An 18,611-nucleotide genomic window follows, 5' to 3' on the forward strand; every position below is an offset into this window, starting at 1 on the left:
CGCCACAATTTTTTAACTATGGATGGATAAAAAATGAAATCGAAAAAAGCCTTTATGCTGGGCGCGGCCATGGCGGCCTCCTGCTTCGTTTCGGCCTTTGCCCTGGCCGAGCAGTACCCTTCGCAAGCCCCCGCCAAACTGTCCGCCCAGGCGGTCAAGCAAGCGGTGGACCAGGCGCTCAAAGTGGGGGGCAAGGTTGAGTCCTCGAAGCTTTCGGCCGAACTTACGCAAAAACTCAAGGCGGCCAAGGCGGCCAAGGCGGGCAAGGCCAAGGCGCTGGCAAGCAAGGCCGCAGCCAGCAGCGTGCCGGTGGACACGCGGGTTGATGAGCTGAAAAAACCTGGCGAGAAGCAGTTGCAAGGTGCAGCGATTGCCGCTTTCACTCCCTTGTTCCCAACCCTGGATATCAACACCCTGTACACCGTCAGCGGTGTGGAAACCGGGGCGCAAGTGGCCTACCACTTCAACCTCGCGCAAAGCGCGCGCATCCAGGTTCAGCTGCTGAACCAGAGCGCCGGTACCGATATGTCGTTGAGCCTGTTCCATGATGACGGCCAGGGTAACCTGACGCTGGCGGGCACCTCTGATAACGCCGGCAGCGCCGATGAATACCTCAACGGCGTGATGCCTGCCGGCGATTACTACTGGTACATGGTGGCCAACACCGCGAGCAATTCGCAGTTCAGTTTTGGCGTGGCGGTGGACAGCAACATCGACGCCTTCGAGCCCAACGACACCGCGCAAACCGCGTTCGCCTTGCCAGACGCGCTGAACCAGGTGGCCGGTAACCTCGACAGCGTCAACGATGTCGATTACTTCGACTTCACCGCGCTGCGCGGCCAGGGCGTGGGCATGTTCCTTGGCGATGACGGCGCGGGCACCCGCAACCAGTGGATTTTCGAGCGCTTCGATGGCAATAACTGGGTGGTGATCCAGCCAAACAACACCTCCACGTACCCCAACCTCACGCCTGGCTACACCGTCAAGGTGCGGGTACGGGCCAACCCGGCAGTGGCGCTCAACCCGCAGGCGCGATACATCTTGTCCTTTGGCTCGGCACCACGACTGAACCAGAACAATGTGAATGGCGACAACGTGGTGCGCATTCCCAGTTCGATTATGCAACTGGCCACCCAGGCCTCCCGTAGCCTGAGCTGGAGCACCCAATGGTCGGACAGCACCGGTGAGCCGCTGCGCGGCGTGACCCCGGTGCTGCGGGTCGACAAACGCTTCGATAACACCATCAACTACCACTGGGTCGACTACGAGGCCAAGACCGGTATCACCGGCGCGGCCTCCGGCAACGTCGACCTGGGCACCTGCTCCGGCGATCTGAATGTGGTCTACCCGGACAGCTCGTCCGGCCAGACCTACAACTGGCGGACCTGGTTCAACATGGGCGGCTGGCGCATCGAGCTCAAGGAGTTCCCGGGTGTTGGTGTAGGCGGCAATATCACGCAGTACGTAAGCCTGGGGCATATCTGCAGCCAGACCATCGTGCGCTAACCAGAAAGCGGCTTGCCGGCGCCCGCCGGCAAGCCAGCTTCTACAGGGCCAGTTTCAGCGGCAAGCGGGCCATGCTGGTGTTCTTCAGTGAGCCCAGGTACAGCCATTCGCCGTGTTCGCGGGCGCTGGTAATGGGTGAGTAGTTGCCCGCGCTGCCATCCTGCAGGTTGGCGACCACCTGGCCATGCACATCCAACCCCAGTACAAAGGCTTTGCGCTCGATGGGCTTGGGCACCACCATCAGCGCCCGCACCATCATCTTGCGTATCGCGGGGTAACCGGCCAAGCCGTCGAGCAGGGGGTTACGCGGCGAATACAGCGCCACCCAGAACCGATCCCGGCCGTTGAAGGTGAGGTTGTCCGGCAGCCCCGGCAGGTTGTCGATGAACAGATCGTGGGTGCCAGCCTTGTCGCCCTTGAGCCAAAAGCGGCTGATGCGATAGGCCCCGGTTTCATTGACCAGCACATAGCTTTCATCCGGCCCCAGCGCCACGCCGTTGGCAAATTGCAGGTGGTCCAGCAGTACCTCGGTCTGGCCGTTGCTGAAGTCATAACGCAACAACCGGCCATCGCCACCATGCTCGATCACCGCTTCACCATCCTGGCCATAGCCCCAGCGGCTCGACGCGTCGCTGAAGTAGGCGTAGCGCCCGGCAGCATCCACCGTTACATCATCGGTAAAGCCGAAGGGCAGGCCATTGGCACTGGTGCTCAGGGTGCTCAGTTGGCGCTGGCCGTCCAATGCCAGCAGGCCCTTGACCCCATCGGCAATGATCAGGCGCCCGTCCGGGTGTTGCGCCAGGCCCAGCGGGCGGCCGCCGGTGTTGACCAGCACGTCCAGGGTGTTGCTGTCTGGCGCGGTGCGGATGATTCGCCCGTCATGCAGGCCGGTGACCAGTAAACCCTGGGCATCCACCAGCAACGCCTCGGGCCCGGCGATGCCCTGGGCGCCAACCCGCTGGACATCCTTCAGGCGCTGGTTTTCGCTGTAGGGCCCATCCTGCATGGATGGCGCCTTGGGCGCAGCCCAATTGACTGGCTGCACCTCGGTGGGCATCAGCAGCAAAAAGGCGGCGACAAGGATCAACACCAGCAACAGCAGATGACGGATTGTTTGGCTCATGGTGCTTCCCGCGGGTCTTTGGAGGAGGGTGTGGCGGGCTCCCAGTGCAACGTGCCGAACAGATAGTCCATCAGCGGCAGCACGATGTTGAAGTTGCGCCCTTGCATCAACTCACGGCGGTGATGCAGTGCGTGCAGCTGGTGCATGTGCCGGATCCACGGCAAGCGGGCCAGGGGATGCGCGGCAGGCAGGTGCTCGCAGGCGTGGAAGGTTTCGTAGAGCAGGTAACCGAGGATCATGCACCCGGCGAACAACCCGGCGACGTTGGGGTTGAACTGCTTGAGCAGCCACCAGGCGGGGAGGGTGATGGCCAGGCTGTGGAGGACGATCAACCAGGCCGGAAACAGGATCACCCGCCAGTCCCTGGGGCTGTCATAGGTCATATGGCCTGGGGTGAAAAAGCTGTGGTGGTCGCCGGTATGGCGCGCATAGAACAGCTTGGCGAGGCCGTGTTTATGATGGCCGAGGTGACGGTGGACGAGGTAGATGCACAGATTGAAAAACACCAGTGTCAGGGGAATGGTCAGCCATTCCCAGGCCTGGATGTGCTGGGTGCTGCCCCAGGCCAGGAGGATGCAGGACAAACCGTAGATCAGCACAAAACCGGCATGCAGCCACGGGTTGTAGCGCGGGTGGACCGCGGCACGGTAGCGGTGGCGAAAGGCCTCGGTGGGATGGGTCATGGCGCAGCCTGTTGTATTTTTTATTGGTGAGTGAGCTTAGCCCGGCCTGCCGATTTTGCGAACTGAGCTTGCCCCTGCAGGAGTCGGCTTGCCGGCGATGGCGCCAGCCAGAACACCCACAACGTCAAATAATGCCCCGTCATCGTGAAAGACCATCGCCAGCAAGCCGGCTCCTACAGGGAAAGCGCAAGGGGCTTGCGCCAGCCTCATTTCCTTGTTAGCTTCTGGCAAAATGTTAACGATAACATTTGCTCTAAAAATAAAAACAAAACAGAGACCCACGCCATGAAAATGCTTCGCAAAACCCTGTGTTTGTTGGCTTTAAGCATCTCCACCGTCGCCCTGGCCGACACCAAACCTGCCCCCATGCGCATCGGCGCATCCTTCCAGGAAATCAACAACCCGTACTTCGTCACCATGAAAGACGCCCTGCAAGAAGCGGCGGCGACCATCGGTGCGCAATTGATCATCACCGATGCCCGCCACGATGTGTCCAAGCAAGTCAGTGACGTCGAGGACATGCTGCAAAAGGGCATAGACATCCTGCTGATCAACCCCACGGATTCGGTTGGCGTGCAGTCCGCCGTCAAGTCGGCCCACGCAGCAGGTGTCGTAGTGGTGGCGGTGGATGCCCAGGCCGATGGCCCGCTGGATTCCTTCGTCGGGTCAAAGAACTTCGACGCCGGTTTCCAGGCCTGTGAATACCTGGCCAAGAACATCGGTGACAAAGGCAATATCGCGATCCTCGACGGCATTGCCGTGGTGCCGATCCTGGAGCGGGTCCGCGGCTGCAAGGAGGCCGTGGCCAAGCATCCGGATATCAAGATCGTCAGCATCCAGAACGGCAAGCAAGAGCGTGACCAGGCGCTGACCGTCACCGAAAACATGCTCCAGGCCCAGCCCACCCTCAAGGGGATTTTCAGCGTCAATGACAACGGCTCCCTCGGCGCACTGTCGGCCATCGAGGCCAGCGGCATGGACGTCAAGCTGGTCAGCGTCGATGGTGCGCCGGAAGCGATCAAGGCCATCCTCAAGCCGGGCAGCAAGTTCATCGCCACCTCGGCGCAGTACCCGCGCGACCAGATCCGCCTGGCCCTGGGCATTGCCCTGGCCAAGAAGTGGGGCTCACACGTGCCCGCCAGTATCCCGGTGGATATCGCCCTGATCGACCAGGCCAAGGCCAAGGACTTCAGTTGGTAAACCGTCCACGCCCCGCGTCAATCGTGGGGCGCGGGGCTCCCTTCTGAACGAGAGGTCGGCGGCATGAGCAGTCTTTTGCAACTGGAAAACATCTGTAAACGCTACCCCGGGGTGCAGGCCCTCAAGTCCATCAACCTGCAAGTGGAGCGTGGCGAGATTCATGCCTTGCTCGGGGAAAATGGCGCGGGTAAATCGACCCTGATGAAAATCCTCGGCGGGGTCGAGCACCAGGACGAAGGGCGCATCCTGATCGATGGCCAGGCGCAGCAGTTCGCGACCTATCGTGATGCGATTGCCGCCGGCATCGGCATTGTGTTCCAGGAGTTCAGCCTGATTCCCTACCTCACGGCGGTAGAAAACATCTTCCTCGGCCATGAACTGAACAACCGCTTCGGCCTGCTGCGCAAGCGCGATATGCAGCAAGCCGCCCAGGCACTGTTCCAACGGCTTGGGGTGAGCATCGACCTGCAATGCCCGGTCAAGCACCTGAGCGTGGCCGAGCAGCAGTTTGTCGAGATCGCCAAGGCCCTGGCCCTGGATGCGCGGCTACTGGTGCTCGATGAACCCACCGCGACCCTCACGCCAAGCGAGGCCGAACTGCTGTTCGAGATCATGCGCGAACTCAAGCGCCAGGGTGTGGCGGTGATTTTCATCTCCCATCACCTGGAAGAAATTTTCCAGGTGTGCGACCGCATCAGCGTGTTGCGCGACGGCGGCAATGCCGGCGTCACCGACGTGGCCGACAGCGACATCGACCGCTTGGTGGAAATGATGGTCGGCCGGCGCCTGGAGTGCAGTTTCCCAGCCAAACCCAGCACCGAGCGCGGGCCATTGCTGCTGGAGGTCAAGGACATCCAGCTCAAGCGCAATGGCCCGCACAATAGCTTCCAACTGCACCAGGGCGAGATCCTCGGTTTTGCCGGGCTGGTCGGCTCGGGCCGCACCGAGCTGGCCCTGGGCATGATGGGCGCGCTGGCGTCGGTGACCAAGGACGTCTGGCTGCGCGGGGTAAAGGTCAGCCTCGACGACCCGGCCCAGGCCCTGGCCCATGGGATCGGCCTGTTGCCGGAAAGCCGCAAGAGCGAGGGCCTGATCACCGATTTCAGCATTCGTGAAAACATCTCCATCAACAACCTGCACAAGTACCAGGGCGCCAGCGGCCTGATCGACAAGGGCAAGGAGTGCGCCAGTGTCGATGAGCTGATGCAGCAGCTGTCGATCAAGGCGCCGAGCGGCGAAAGCCGGGTATTCAACCTCAGTGGCGGCAACCAGCAAAAAGTGGTGATCGCGCGCTGGATCAACCATCACTGCGACGTGCTGGTATTCGACGAACCCACCCGTGGCATCGACGTCGGCGCCAAGGCGCAGATCTACGCGCTGATGCGCAAACTCACCGAGCAAGGCTACGCAATCATCATGATTTCCTCCGAACTGCCGGAAATCATCGGCATGTGCGACCGCGTCGCCGTGTTCCACAAGGGCGCCATCGTCAAGGTACTGGAAGCGTCTGCCGTCAACCCACAAGAGGTCATGCGCCATGCAACAGGGGGCTCAAGTGAATACGTCCATTAACCGCGCAGGCACCCAGGGGCTACGCCCGAACCTGGCGCGGCTGGTGCGCTCGCCGGCGTTTTATCCGTTTATCGGGCTGTTGTTGGTCACGGCGGTGATGATCGTGGCCAGCGATAACTTCCTCACCGCCAGCAACCTGTCCAACATCGCCCGCCAGGTGTCGATCAACGCGATCATCGCGGTGGGCATGACTTGCGTGATCCTCACCGGTGGCATCGACTTGTCGGTGGGGCCGGTGATGGCCTTGTCCGGCACCTTGACCGCCGGGCTGATGGTCGCGGGCCTGCCGCCGGGCCTGGCGATTGGCGCCGGGCTGCTGATTGGCGTGGCGTTTGGTATCGGCAACGGGCTGTTCGTGGCGTACCTGCATATGCCGCCGATCATCGTCACCCTGGCGACCATGGGCATCGCCCGGGGTTTTGGCCTGATGTACACCGATGGCTACCCGATTTCCGGGCTGCCGGAGTGGTTCGGCTTCTTTGGTCGCGCCAGCCTGCTGGGGATCCAGGTGCCGATCCTGATCATGCTGGTCACCTACCTCGTGGCCTATGTGCTGCTGCAACACACGCGCATCGGTCGCTACATCTACGCCATTGGCGGCAATGAAGAAGCGGTGCGCCTGTCCGGGGTGCGTGCGGCGCGTTTCAAATTGCTGGTGTATGGCATCAGCGGCTTGACCGCAGCGATTGCCGGGCTGGTGCTGACCTCACGCCTGATGAGCGGCCAGCCCAACGCCGGCATCGGTTTTGAGCTGGATGCGATTGCCGCGGTGGTCCTGGGCGGTGCCTCGATTGCCGGTGGGCGCGGGGTGATTGTCGGCACCTTGCTTGGCGCCATGCTCCTGGGCGTGTTGAACAATGGCCTGAACATGCTCGGGGTCTCGCCCTATGTGCAGAGCGTGATCAAGGGCGCAATTATTTTGCTGGCGATCTTTATCAGCCGTCAGCGCCACAAGTAAAAAAACGCAGTACCTCAACGCGGCCGCCGTGGCCGCGACGGGCTCTCTCATCTTCAATAAAGGTCAGTACCTCATGGATAAGCACAGCCAAATGCAAGCCGTCGTCTGCCACGGCCCCAAAGACTACCGCCTGGAGCGCATCAGCAAACCCCAGGCGCGGCCCAATGAACTGGTGATCCGCATTGCCGCCTGCGGGATCTGCGCCAGTGACTGCAAATGCCACTCGGGCGCGGCGATGTTCTGGGGCGGCGACAACCCGTGGGTCAAGGCGCCGGTGGTGCCGGGGCATGAGTTTTTCGGCTATGTGGAGCAAGTGGGCGAGGGCGCCGAGGAACACTTCGAGGTCAAGGTCGGCGACAAGGTGATCGCCGAGCAGATCGTGCCCTGTGGCAAGTGCCGCTTCTGCAAGTCCGGCAAGTACTGGATGTGCGAGGTGCACAACATCTTCGGCTTCCAGCGCGAAGTGGCCGAAGGCGGCATGGCCCAGTACATGCGCATCCCCAAGACCGCCATCGTGCACAAGATTCCCGAGGCGGTGTCCCTGGAGGATTCGGCGTTGATCGAGCCCATGGCCTGCGCGATCCATACGGTCAACCGTGGCGACCTGCAACTCGATGACGTGGTGGTGATTGCCGGCGCCGGTACCCTGGGCCTGTGCATGGTGCAGGTGGCCGCGCTGAAGACCCCGAAAAAACTGGTGGTGATCGACATGGTCGACGAACGCCTGGCGTTGGCGAAAAAATACGGCGCCGATGTAGTGATCAACCCCGCCCGGGACGACGCCCGCGCGATCATCAATGGCCTGACCGACAACTACGGCTGCGACGTGTATATCGAGACCACCGGCGTGCCGGCCGGCGTGACCCAGGGCCTGGAGTTGATTCGCAAGCTGGGGCGTTTTGTCGAGTTCAGCGTGTTCGGCGCCGAGACCAGTGCCGACTGGTCAATCATTGGCGACCGCAAGGAACTGGACGTACGCGGCGCGCACCTGGGGCCGTATTGCTACCCGGTGGCCATCGACCTGTTCGAGCGTGGCCTGGTGACGTCCAAGGGCATCGTCACCCATGACTTCCCCCTGGATAACTGGGCCGAAGCGTTCGACCTGGCCAACTCGGTGAAGTCGATCAAGGTGCTGCTCAAGCCGGGGCAATGAGTATGAAATACGTGATTGGCGTGGACATTGGCACCCAGAGCACCAAGGCGCTGTTAGTGGATGGCGAGGGGCGGATCATCGCCCAGCACAGCCAGGGCTATCGCGTGGACACGCCAAAAGTGCGCTGGGCCGAGCAATGGCCACAGGTCTGGCTGGACGCGGTGCAGGCCTGTGTGGCCGAGTGCATGGGCAAGTCCGGGGTCGCCAAAGAACAGGTCAAGGCGCTGTGCATCAGCAGCCTGTACGGCGGCTCGGGGATAGCCGTGGATGGCGCCATGAAACCGTTGCACCCCTGCCTGATCTGGATGGACCGCCGCGCCGGCGAGCAGGTGGCCTGGGTGCGCGAGCAGGTCGACCTGGAGCGCCTGTTCGCGGTCACCGGCAACTCGCTGGACAGCTACTACGGTTTCACCAAAATGCTCTGGCTCAAGCAGCACCAGCCCGAGGTCTGGGCCAACACCCGCTACCTGTTGCCGCCCAACAGCTACATCAATTACTGCCTGACCGGTGAGGTGGCGGTGGATCACAGCAGCGCCGGCAATATCGGTGGGGTCTACGATGTGGCCGCGCGCGGCTGGTCGGCCGAGATGCTGGCGGCGTTGGATATCCCGCTGGCGATGATGCCCGAGCGCTTGCTGTATTCGGGCGAAGTGGTGGGCGGCCTGCTGCCGGAATGGGCACAACGCCTGGGCCTGGCGGCGGGCATGCCGGTGCTGGCCGGGGGCGTCGATGCGGCCATGGCGACCCTGGCGGCCGGTGTCACCCAGCCGGGCAACCACGTGGCGATGATCGGCACCAGCATGTGCTGGGGCTACCTCAACCAGCAGGTGGATGCCCGGCATGGCCTGGTGAGCATGCCCCATGTCTACAACGGCCAGCAGGACCTGTACATCTTTGGCGGCGCGATTACCGCCGGGGCCTCGGTGAGCTGGTTTCGCGAGCAGTTCTGCCAGGCCGAGGAGCAACAGGCGCGGGACACCGGCCAGGACAGCCTGTGGCTGCTGGAACAGAGCGCGCGCCAGATCCCGGCGGGCAGTGAAGGGCTGTTGTTTTTGCCGTACCTGATGGGTGAGCGCAGCCCGGTGTGGGATGACCAGGCCAGCGGCAGTTTTGTTGGCCTGAACCTGTATCACAGCCGCATCCACCTGTACCGCGCGGTGCTCGAAGGCGTGAGTTTTGCCCTGCGGCACAACATCGAGGCGGGCATGCGCGGCGCCCACTCCCTGGACCCTCGGCTGATCGTGGTGGGTGGCGCGAGCCATTCGGATTTGTGGATGCAGATTATCGCGGATGTCACCCGTTACCCGGTGTACACCATCGTCCAGGAAGTGGAGGCGGCGCTGGGCGCGGCGTTGTTGGCGGCGCATGCGGTGGGGTTGGTGGACGAGGGGCAGATGGCGCAGGGGTGGGTGCAGTTGGAGCTGCGGGCTGAGCCTGGGGCTGAGAATGTACAGGCGTATGACCGGGCGTTTGCCGACTACCTGAAGCTGTATCCGGCACTCAAGCCGGTGATGCACAGCCTGCAAACGAGTTAAGTGAACACGGACCAAAATGTGAGAGCTGGCTTGCCTGCGATAGCGGTGTATCGGTCACCAATGTGTTGGCGCACACGCCGCCATCGCCGGCAAGCCAGCTCCCACATGGGCTCTCTATTGCTTTGGGATATTCATTGATGACCACCACCTTCGATTTCACCCACCAACGCATCCTCGTCACCGGCGCCACCAGCGGCATTGGCCGGGAAATCGCCCTGCAACTGATCGCCAGCGGCGCCCAGGTCTGCGCCATCGGCCGTGACGCCCAGGCCCTGTCCCTATTGGGCTGTGAAACCCTGTGCCTGGACATCGCCAACAGCGCCGCCCTGGACCTGGCCCTCAAGGACCTGCCGCCGATGCACGGCCTGGTCAATTGCGCCGGGATCTCGCGCCTGGAGCCGGCAGCGGCGATCAGCAGCGCCGCCTTCGACCACGTGATGAACGTCAACGCCCGCGCCGCCGCGCAAGTCGCCAGCCGGGTGGCGGCGGCGATGATCGCGGCAGGCATCGCCGGCAGTATCGTCAACGTCTCCAGCCAGGCCTCGCTGGTGGCGCTGGACGATCATCTGGGCTATTGCGCGTCCAAGGCCGCGCTGGATGCGATCACCCGTGTGCAATGTGCCGAATGGGGGCGTTTCGGGATCCGGGTCAACAGCGTCAACCCCACCGTGACCCTCACGCCCATGGCGCAACAGGCCTGGGCCGACCCGGCCAAGCGCGACCCGGCGCTCGCGGCGATACCCTTGGGACGCTTCGCCCAGCCGCACGAAGTGGCGTTGCCGGTGCTGTTCCTGTTGAGCGAGGCGGCGAGCATGATCAGCGGGGTCAGCCTGCCCATCGACGGCGGCTATACCAGCCGCTAGCCGTTCTCCAGTTTGCCGGCGATCACTACCTTGTCCCGTGGCTTGTACGGGTCTTGCAGGCGGTCGAGCAACAGGCGCACCGCACTGCTGCCGGCCAGCGACGCATCGTGGGCCACGCAGGCAATCGGCACGCCGAAGATATCGGCAAACGGCAGGCGGTCGATGCCGCAGATGGTCAGGCTGTCGTGGGGGATATTGTGCATGCGCAAGGCGCGCAGGGCGCCCAGGGTGATCAACTGGTTGAAGCCCATGATCGCATCCGGTGCGCAGTGGGCGGCCAGGTAGTCGAGGGTGTGCAGGTAGGAGGGCATCAAGGTGTAGTCGCCGGCGCACACTTGGACCTGCACCTGGGGATGCTCGGCGAGCACTTCGCGCAGGCCCTTGAGGCGCTCTACGGTGATGCGCGAATGCTCGGGCCCGGTCAGCACCAGCAGGCGCTTGAGCGCGGGGTTGTGGCGCAACAGGTACTGCGCGGCCTCGATCCCGCTGTGGTAGTTGTCCAGCACCACGCGGCTGAACGGGCTGTCGTGGATCGTGCGGTCGAGCAGCACCACCGGGGTCTTGCCGTTGCCCAGGCGCTCCAGGTAATCGGGCTGGTAGTCGGGCTCGTCGGAGACCGGCGAGAGGATGATCCCCGCCACGCGATAACCGAGCAGGGTGTCCACGGCCTTGCTTTCCAATTCCTCCAGCTCGTCGGTGTCCACCAGCATGATGGTGTAGCCGTGCTTTTTCGCCTCGCGGGAAATCGCCTTGATCATTTCGCTGTAGAACGGGTTGTCCACTGACGCGGTGATCACGCCGATGATCAGGCTTTCGCTGCGCTTGAGCCCGCGGGCGAAGGCGTTGGGCACGTAGTCCAGCTCACGCGCCACCTCAAGGATCCGCGCCAGGGTGGCGGGCTTGACCAGGTCAGGTTTGCTCAACGCCCGCGACACCGTGATGGTGGTCATGTTGACCCGTTTGGCGATGTCGCTGATGGTGACGGATTTTTTCTTGTTCATCGGCAGGTGGGACCAGGAGAAAACATCAGGAGGCTAACATGGGCACCGGTTCAAAGCACCGGATCCCAACGCTGTGACCAATCGCTCTCGGCCTTGACCACCCCGCGCAGCAGCACCAGGGCCTGTTGCAGGATCGCCGAATCACGCTCGCGCGAGTACACAAGGTAAGTCGGGAAACTGAACTCCGGGGCCTTGGGCACGCGTTCCATCACTCCGCTTTCAAGGTAACTCTGCACCACCCGCGTGCGGAAATAACCGCTGCCGCCATTTTCCAGGATGTACTGCAAGGCCAGCGGCCCGAGGTTGAAACTCACGGCGGCGCGGGCCTTGTCCGGCAGGGCGGCGTCGTGTTGCTGGCGAAAGCCCGGGCCCCAGTCGATATACACATAGGGATCGGGACGGCTGGCCAGGCGCACCAGGATCAGTTTTTCCTCCAGCACCTGCTCCACCTGCAACCCCGGCCAGTACTGCGGCTGGAACACCAGCGCGGCGTCCAGCACGCCCAACTCCAGCTGGCGCAACAGGTATTCACCGTCACGCACTTCGGTGCGCAGCGCATGGCTGGGGATGTGTTCGCGCAGGGCCTTGGCCCAACCGAGCATCAACGGGTTGCACAGGCTGACTTCGCCGCCGATATGCAACACATTGCGATAACCCTCGGGCAACGGCAGGTCACGGCGCGCCGCTTCCCAGGTTTGCACCAGTTGATTGGCATACACCACAAACGCCTCGCCATCGGCCGTCAACCGCGCCCCGGCGCGGTTGCGCACAAACAGGGTGCTGTCGAGCTGGCTTTCGAGCTTTTGCACGCGAGCGGTGATGGCGGTCTGGGTGACGTGCAGCTTCTCGGCGGCTGCGGCCAGGCTACCGCAGCGGGTGATTTCGAGGAAAGTGCGTGCCAGTTCGATGTCCATGTCGGCTCCGGAGGGGGTGGAGGGGCATTGTAGTGTGACAATCGCAGATCAGTCTGTGAAATGCGCTTCAATGTGGGAGCTGGCTTGGCTTGGCTGCGATGCGTATGGGGATCCAGACAACTCGTTCTTCTGAGTATGTGTACATATCCGTTGCTGCGGTCATGGCCACTTAGGGTTCCGCCCTTACGGCGGCTCACTTTGGAAAAGCCCCAAAGTAAGCAAAGGGCTCTTGCCCCACCACTCGGCACCTCGCCTAGGCTCGGTGTGCCCGTCATCCGACATTGATTTGGGGGGCCGCCGCGATGGGCCATCCCTGGCCCAGCGCGGCTAACCCGGCGTCCTGCCGGGTTACCCCCCAAATCAATATCGGATGACGGCCAGCGTGGTTTAACGGGGCGCTTAAGATCAAAATCACAAGCAAAGCGAGGCGGCCTGACAGCCGACCTGGTTATCGAAGCGTGCACGTACCCCTGTAGGAGCGGGCTTGCCCGCGATGACGGCAGGTCTGCCAACAGATTCATCGACTGATACACCGCCATCGCAGGCAAGCCCGCTCCTACAGGGGAATGCAGCTTCGCGCTCTGGCTTTGCTGTTGCCCTGCTTTTGATCTGGCTTTTGATCTCAGGCGCCCCGTCAAACCACGATGGCCGCAGGCAGGTATTGCGCAGTGGGCACCCCGGCAGGATGCCGGGGTAGCCGCGACACGGCCATGGATGGCCGATCGCGGCGGGCCCACAGAGCAATGCCTGACTGCGGGCATGCCGAGCCTAGGCGAGGCACCGAGTGGTGGGGCAAGAGCGCTTTGGTTACTTTCGCGCTTTTCAAAAGTGAGCCGCTGTAAGGGCGGAACCCTAAGTGGCCGTGACCGCAGCAACGGATATGTACACAACCCCAAGAACCATCAAAAAATTGTGTAGATACCCATGCGCATCGCAGCCAAGCCAGCCCCCCCATTTGCTTGGGAGTCAGCCCAAGTCTTTCGGCGCCTGCAAGTGCTGGGTCGGGAATGCCTGGGCGTATACCTGGCACACCCGCAACACCTGCTCATCGGCAAACCGCGCACCCACCACATGCAAGCCCACCGGCAATCCATTGGCCGCCAACCCGCACGGCACCGAGGCCGCCGGTTGCTGGGTGAGGTTGAACGGATAGCTGAACGGCGTCCACTCCATCCATTCGCCCAGCCCAGAGCCCGGTGGCACGTTATGCCCGGCGTCAAAAGCGGTGATCGGCAGCATCGGCGAGACCAGTAGGTCGTAGTGCTCATGGAACGCCGCCATGCGCGCCACCAATGCCGCCCGGGCTTCCAGGGCCGCGTTGAAGTCGCCCAGGCTGAGGCGTTCGCCCTGTTGCGCAATGCGCAGCAGGCCGGGGTCGAGCAGATCGCACTGGGCGCCGCTCAACTGCCCGGTCAGGCGCGCCGCGCCGGCGAACCACAGGGTGTTGAACACCTCCAGCGGGTCGCTGAACCCCGGGTCGATCTGTTCCACATGCGCCCCCAGTTGCACCAGGCCCGCGACTGCCTGCACGACCACCTTGGCCACCTGCGGGTCGACGTCCACGTAGCCAAAATCAGGGCTGTAGGCGATGCGCAGGCCCTTGAGGTCCGTGCCCGGCGTGAGCCATGGCGTGTTGCGCGGCGCGCCGATCAGGCCGTCCCGGGCATCCGGTTGGGCCACGGTTTGTAGCATCAGCACGGCATCTTCCACGGTGCGGGTCATCGGTCCCAGGTGCGAGAGGATCGTCATCGAGCTGGCCGGCCATTGCGGCACGTAGCCAAAGGTCGGCTTGATGCCGAAGGTGCCGGTAAAGGCGCAGGGAATGCGGATCGAGCCGCCGGCATCGCTGCCCTGGTGCAACACGCCAAGGTTCAGCGCCGCCGCCGCGCCCGCGCCGCCGGACGAACCACCGGCCGTGGTGCGCGTGTCCCAGGGGTTGCGGGTGATGCCGTACAGCGGGTTGTCGGTCACGCCTTTCCAGCCGAATTCCGGGGTGGTGGTCTTGCCCAGCAACACTGCACCGGCCTTGCGCATAAACGCCGAAAAAGGCGCATCGACGTCCCACGGCCCGGTGGCGGATGAGGTGCGTGAGCCCTTGCGCGTGGGCATGCCGGCCGTCAGGGTCAAATCCTTGATCGACGCCGGCACCCCGTCCAGCGCACCGCAGGGTTGGCCCTTGAACCAGCGCTGTTCCGAGGCTCGCGCGGCGTTCAAGGCGCCTTCGGGGTCGACGTGGCAGTACGCGTTGACCACCGGGTTGTAGCGCTCGATACGCAGCAACGTGTCTTCGGTCACTTCCACCGGCGACAGGCTTTTATCGCGGTAGCGTGCCAGCAGTTGCACGGCCGTCAGGTTGGCGATATCAGTCATGCTGCGGGACCTCCCTGGGCTGCATTGACCATGGCCCGCAGCAAGACCGCGCAGCCGGCGGCCAAATCATCCGGCGCGGCATTTTCGATTTCGTTGTGGCTGATGCCGCCTTCGCACGGCACAAAAATCATCCCGGCCGGGCCCAGTTCAGCGACAAAAATTGCGTCGTGCCCGGCGCCGCTGACAATGTCCATGTGGCTCAGGCCCAGCACCTGGGCGGCATCGCGCACGGCGTTGACGCAGGTGGGATGAAAGTCCAGCGGCGGGAAGTCGGCGGTGGGCGTCAGTTCATAGCTCAAGCCATGCTGCTGGGCTGTGGCCTCGATCACCTGGCGCACTTCATCGACCATGGCCTGCAGCTTGTCGGCATGCAGGTGGCGCAGGTCGATGGTCATCTGCACTTGGCCTGGGATCACGTTGCGCGAGCCCGGATGCAGGGTCAGGCAGCCGACGGTGCCGCAGGCGTGAGGTTGCTGTTGATGGGCAATGCGGTTGACCGCGCTGACCACCTGCGCGGCACCCACCAAAGCATCCTTGCGCAGGCGCATGGGCGTGGGGCCGGCGTGGGCCTCGACGCCGGTGAACGTCAGGTCGAACCACTTCTGGCCCAGGCAGCCCATGACCACGCCAAGGGTGATGGCCTGATCTTCCAGCACCGGGCCCTGCTCGATATGCGCCTCGAAATAGGCGCCCACCGGGTGCCCGAGTACCGCGCGCGGGCCGGCGTAGCCAATGCGCTGCAACTCGGCGCCCACCGACAGGCCTTGCTCGTCCTGTTTGTCGAGGGTCTCCTGCAGGTCGAATTTGCCGGCAAACACTCCCGAACCCATCATGCACGGCGGGAAGCGCGAGCCTTCTTCGTTGGTCCACACCACCACTTCAATCGGCGCTTGGGTCTGGATCTGCAAGTCATTCAGGGTGCGGATCACTTCCAGGCCGGCCATCACCCCATAGCAGCCGTCGAACTTGCCGCCGGTGGGCTGGGTGTCGATATGGCTGCCGGTCATCACCGGTGGCAGGTCCGGGTTAAGTCCGGCGCGGCGGGCAAAAATATTGCCGATCGCATCCACAGTGACGCTGCACCCGGCCGCCGTACACCACTGCACAAACAGGTCGCGGGCCTGGCGGTCGAGGTCGGTCAGGGCCAGGCGGCACACGCCGCCCTTGGCCGTGGCGCCGAGTTGGGCCAGGTCCATCAGCGACTGCCACAGGCGGTCGCGGTTGATCAGCGGGGCGTTGCTCTTGAGCGGTTGCGCAAAACTATTCATCAGCAGTCTCCGGTCAGGCACTCAGGGCCAGGTAGCGGTTCTTGATCGTCGGGTCGGCGCGAAAGGCCTCGGCGCTGCCTTCGTAGACCACGCGGCCCTGTTCGAGCACGTAGTGGCGGTCGGCAAGCTTGTCGCAGACCAACAGGTTCTGCTCCACCAGCAACACCGGCAGGCCGTCCTCCTTGATCTTGCGCAGGATCTTCACCAGTTCGTCGACGATCACCGGGGCCAGGCCTTCGGTGGGTTCGTCGAGGATCAGCAGCTTGGGATCGTTGAGCAGGGCGCGGGCGATGGCCAGCATCTGTTGTTCGCCCCCGGACAACGCATGGCCGGCGTTTTTGCGCCGCTCCTTGAGGCGCGGGAACATCGCGTACACGTCCTCCATTTGCCAACGGCTGGTCTTGCGCACGGCGATGCGCAGGTTTTCTTCCACCGTGAGCAGGCGGAAGATCCCGCGGTTCTCCGGCACCAGCGCTAATCCCTGGCGGGCAATTTCAAAGATTTTCTGCCCCACCAGCGGTTTGCCGTTGAAGTGAATCTGCCCCTGGCGCGGGCAGATAATCCCCAGGATGCTGCGCAGGGTGGTGGTCTTGCCGGCGCCGTTACGGCCGAGCAGGGTCACCAGTTCGCCGGGGTTGACGGTCAGGGACACGCCCTCCAGGACGTGGCTCTTGTCGTAGTAGGAATGGATATTGTCGACGGTCAGCATCAGGCGGCCTCTCCCAGGTAAGCAGTGCGTACGCGTTCGTCGGCGCGCACGAATTCCGGTGTGCCTTCGACCAGGATCTGCCCGTGGCTCATCACCGTGATGCGTTGGCTGATGGACATGACGATGCTCATGTTGTGCTCGATCAGCAGCACCGTATGGTCACGGCCCAGGTCGCTGATCAGTTGGGTCATGATCGGGATGTCGTCGATGCCCATGCCCGAAGTGGGCTCGTCGAGCATCAACAGCTTGGGCTTGGAGCAGATCGACATGCCCACCTCCAGCACCCGTTGCTGGCCGTGGGACAGTTCACCGGCCAGGGTCTCGGCGCGGGCGGTGAGTTGCAGGCGCTCCAGGACCTGGTCGGCCATCTCCAGGTGTTCGCGCTGGCTATCCACCCGCCGCCAGAAGTTCAGGGCCCGTGCGCCGTCACGGCCCTGGGCGGCCAGGCGCAGGTTTTCGCGCACGCTGAGGTTCTGGAACAGGCTGGTGAGCTGGAACGAACGGGCCATGCCCAGGCCCACACGGCCGTGGGCCGGTTTGCGCATCAGGTTCTGGCCGTCGAAGTGGATTGCGCCTGCGGTGGCCTGGCGCTCGCCGGTCAGGCAGTGAAACAGGCTGGTCTTGCCGGCACCGTTGGGGCCGATGATGGTGTGGATGGTACCGGCCTCGACCTTGAGATTGACGCCGTTGACGGCATGGAAGGCGCCGTAGGCCAGTTCCAGGTCTTTGGTTTCCAACAGGATGCTCATAGCAGCTCCTCCTTGGTCACGGCGGCGGCCTTGCGGCTGCCACGCACACGTTCGAACAGCGCCGACAGGCCGCCCCACAAGCCTCCGCGCATAAAGATCACCACCAGGATCAGGATCACCCCCAGCAGCATCAGCCAGCGTGGCCACAGGTCGGAGAGAAAGTCCCCCAGCAGCACAATGGAGCCGGCGCCCAGCAATGAGCCGAACAGCGAGCCGGTGCCGCCGACGATGGTCATGATCAGGATGTTCTCCGACATCACCAGGTCGATATTGGACAGCGGCACAAAGTGCAGGAGCATGGCGTACAGCGCCCCGGCAATCCCGGTGACCGCGCCAGACAGCACAAACACCAGGATCTTGAAGTGGCGCGTGTCGTAGCCGATGGCCGAGGCGCGGGTTTCGTTTTCGCGGATCGCCATCAGCGTGCTGCCGAACGGTGACGCGATGACCCGGCGTGCGCCGATAAAGATCAGCAGGAACAGCACCGCGACAAAGCCATAGAACACCCGGGCGTCGGCCAGGGACAGCAGCACCGTGTCACCGATGCGGATTTCCGGGCGTGGCACACTGAGCAGGCCGTTGTCGCCGCCGGTCCAGTCGCTCAGGGTGTAGGCCAGGAAGTAGGCCATCTGGCTGAAGGCCAAGGTCAGCATCACGAAGTAGATGCCGGTGCGGCGGATCGCCAGGGCGCCCACCAGGAAGGCCAGGAACCCGCCGACCAGGGCCGCGCCGAGCAGCGCGCTGAACAGGCCCAGTTGCAGGTGGATCATCAGCAAGGCGGCGCAATAGGCACCGGCGCCGAAGAAGATGCCTTGGCCGAACGACAGCAGCCCGGTGTAGCCCAGCAACAGGTTGCAGGCCAGGGCGGCGAGGGCAAAGATCAGGATCTCGGTGGCCAGGGTCGCCGAGGGCAGGATCAACGGCAGGCCGATCAACACCGCCAGCACCCACAGCAACATGGCCCTGGATTGGGTCTTGGCGAACGGCAGGGGGTTTTTCTCACTCAT

At 63.4% G+C, this 18,611-nt stretch carries 16 protein-coding genes; 7 read left to right on the forward strand and 9 right to left on the reverse strand.

From position 1 onward, the window contains the following. Window positions 1–33: 33 nt before the first annotated feature. Window positions 34–1,506 (forward strand): hypothetical protein, encoded by a 1,473-nt coding sequence (locus HBO11_RS02845; protein ID WP_169956869.1) that lies wholly within the window; start codon window positions 34–36, stop codon window positions 1,504–1,506. Window positions 1,507–1,546: 40 nt separating this feature from the next. Here HBO11_RS02845 and HBO11_RS02850 read toward each other — a convergent pair whose 3' ends face one another. Together HBO11_RS02850 and HBO11_RS02855 are read right to left on the reverse strand one after the other, a co-directional pair. Continuing rightward, entirely contained in the window at window positions 1,547–2,629 is a 1,083-nt protein-coding gene (locus tag HBO11_RS02850) for an SMP-30/gluconolactonase/LRE family protein (RefSeq protein WP_169956868.1), read from the reverse strand. Continuing rightward, window positions 2,626–3,312 (reverse strand): sterol desaturase family protein, encoded by a 687-nt coding sequence (locus tag HBO11_RS02855; protein ID WP_169956867.1) that lies wholly within the window; start codon window positions 3,310–3,312, stop codon window positions 2,626–2,628. The genes HBO11_RS02850 and HBO11_RS02855 overlap by 4 nt, the downstream gene beginning before the upstream one ends. A gap of 285 nt (window positions 3,313–3,597) precedes the next feature. Here HBO11_RS02855 and HBO11_RS02860 point away from each other — a divergent pair, with 285 nt between their 5' ends. The 6 genes from HBO11_RS02860 to HBO11_RS02885 all read left to right on the forward strand — a co-directional run bounded on the left by HBO11_RS02860 (window position 3,598) and on the right by HBO11_RS02885 (window position 10,593). Then, window positions 3,598–4,512, forward strand: coding sequence for a substrate-binding domain-containing protein (locus tag HBO11_RS02860; protein ID WP_169956866.1), 915 nt, complete (start codon window positions 3,598–3,600; stop codon window positions 4,510–4,512). A 63-nt stretch (window positions 4,513–4,575) separates the two neighbouring features. Continuing rightward, window positions 4,576–6,084: a sugar ABC transporter ATP-binding protein gene (locus HBO11_RS02865; protein ID WP_169956865.1), complete on the forward strand. Its 1,509-nt coding sequence runs from the start codon at window positions 4,576–4,578 to the stop codon at window positions 6,082–6,084. Then, window positions 6,050–7,042, forward strand: coding sequence for a ribose ABC transporter permease (locus HBO11_RS02870; RefSeq protein ID WP_169956864.1), 993 nt, complete (start codon window positions 6,050–6,052; stop codon window positions 7,040–7,042). The genes HBO11_RS02865 and HBO11_RS02870 overlap by 35 nt, the downstream gene beginning before the upstream one ends. 73 nt (window positions 7,043–7,115) lie before the next feature. Continuing rightward, window positions 7,116–8,195, forward strand: coding sequence for an alcohol dehydrogenase catalytic domain-containing protein (locus tag HBO11_RS02875; RefSeq protein ID WP_169956863.1), 1,080 nt, complete (start codon window positions 7,116–7,118; stop codon window positions 8,193–8,195). 2 nt (window positions 8,196–8,197) lie between these two features. Then, window positions 8,198–9,730, forward strand: coding sequence for an FGGY-family carbohydrate kinase (locus HBO11_RS02880; RefSeq protein ID WP_169956884.1), 1,533 nt, complete (start codon window positions 8,198–8,200; stop codon window positions 9,728–9,730). A 137-nt stretch (window positions 9,731–9,867) separates the two neighbouring features. Next, window positions 9,868–10,593 carry an SDR family oxidoreductase gene (locus tag HBO11_RS02885; protein ID WP_169956862.1) on the forward strand — a complete coding sequence of 242 codons (726 nt, stop codon included), beginning with the start codon at window positions 9,868–9,870 and terminating at the stop codon, window positions 10,591–10,593. Here the strand turns inward: HBO11_RS02885 and HBO11_RS02890 are convergent. The 7 genes from HBO11_RS02890 to HBO11_RS02920 all read right to left on the reverse strand — a co-directional run bounded on the left by HBO11_RS02890 (window position 10,590) and on the right by HBO11_RS02920 (window position 18,611). Beyond that, window positions 10,590–11,594: a LacI family DNA-binding transcriptional regulator gene (locus HBO11_RS02890; protein WP_169956861.1), complete on the reverse strand. Its 1,005-nt coding sequence runs from the start codon at window positions 11,592–11,594 to the stop codon at window positions 10,590–10,592. The genes HBO11_RS02885 and HBO11_RS02890 overlap by 4 nt on opposite strands. 50 nt (window positions 11,595–11,644) lie before the next feature. Beyond that, entirely contained in the window at window positions 11,645–12,508 is an 864-nt protein-coding gene (locus HBO11_RS02895; protein WP_169956860.1) for a LysR family transcriptional regulator, read from the reverse strand. Between the two features lie 966 nt (window positions 12,509–13,474). Then, window positions 13,475–14,878 (reverse strand): amidase, encoded by a 1,404-nt coding sequence (locus tag HBO11_RS02900; RefSeq protein WP_169956859.1) that lies wholly within the window; start codon window positions 14,876–14,878, stop codon window positions 13,475–13,477. Then, entirely contained in the window at window positions 14,875–16,146 is a 1,272-nt protein-coding gene (locus HBO11_RS02905; protein ID WP_169956858.1) for a Zn-dependent hydrolase, read from the reverse strand. Before HBO11_RS02905 ends, HBO11_RS02900 begins: the two co-directional genes overlap by 4 nt. Before the next feature lie 13 nt (window positions 16,147–16,159). Next, entirely contained in the window at window positions 16,160–16,855 is a 696-nt protein-coding gene (locus tag HBO11_RS02910) for an ABC transporter ATP-binding protein (protein WP_169956857.1), read from the reverse strand. Beyond that, on the reverse strand, window positions 16,855–17,604 hold the full coding sequence (locus tag HBO11_RS02915) for an ABC transporter ATP-binding protein (RefSeq protein WP_169956856.1): 750 nt from the start codon (window positions 17,602–17,604) through the stop codon (window positions 16,855–16,857). The genes HBO11_RS02910 and HBO11_RS02915 overlap by 1 nt, the downstream gene beginning before the upstream one ends. Beyond that, window positions 17,601–18,611: a branched-chain amino acid ABC transporter permease gene (locus tag HBO11_RS02920; protein WP_169956855.1), complete on the reverse strand. Its 1,011-nt coding sequence runs from the start codon at window positions 18,609–18,611 to the stop codon at window positions 17,601–17,603. Before HBO11_RS02920 ends, HBO11_RS02915 begins: the two co-directional genes overlap by 4 nt.

The sequence above is a fragment of the Pseudomonas sp. WS 5010 genome (assembly GCF_012985565.1).
Taxonomy (GTDB): Bacteria; Pseudomonadota; Gammaproteobacteria; order Pseudomonadales; family Pseudomonadaceae; genus Aquipseudomonas.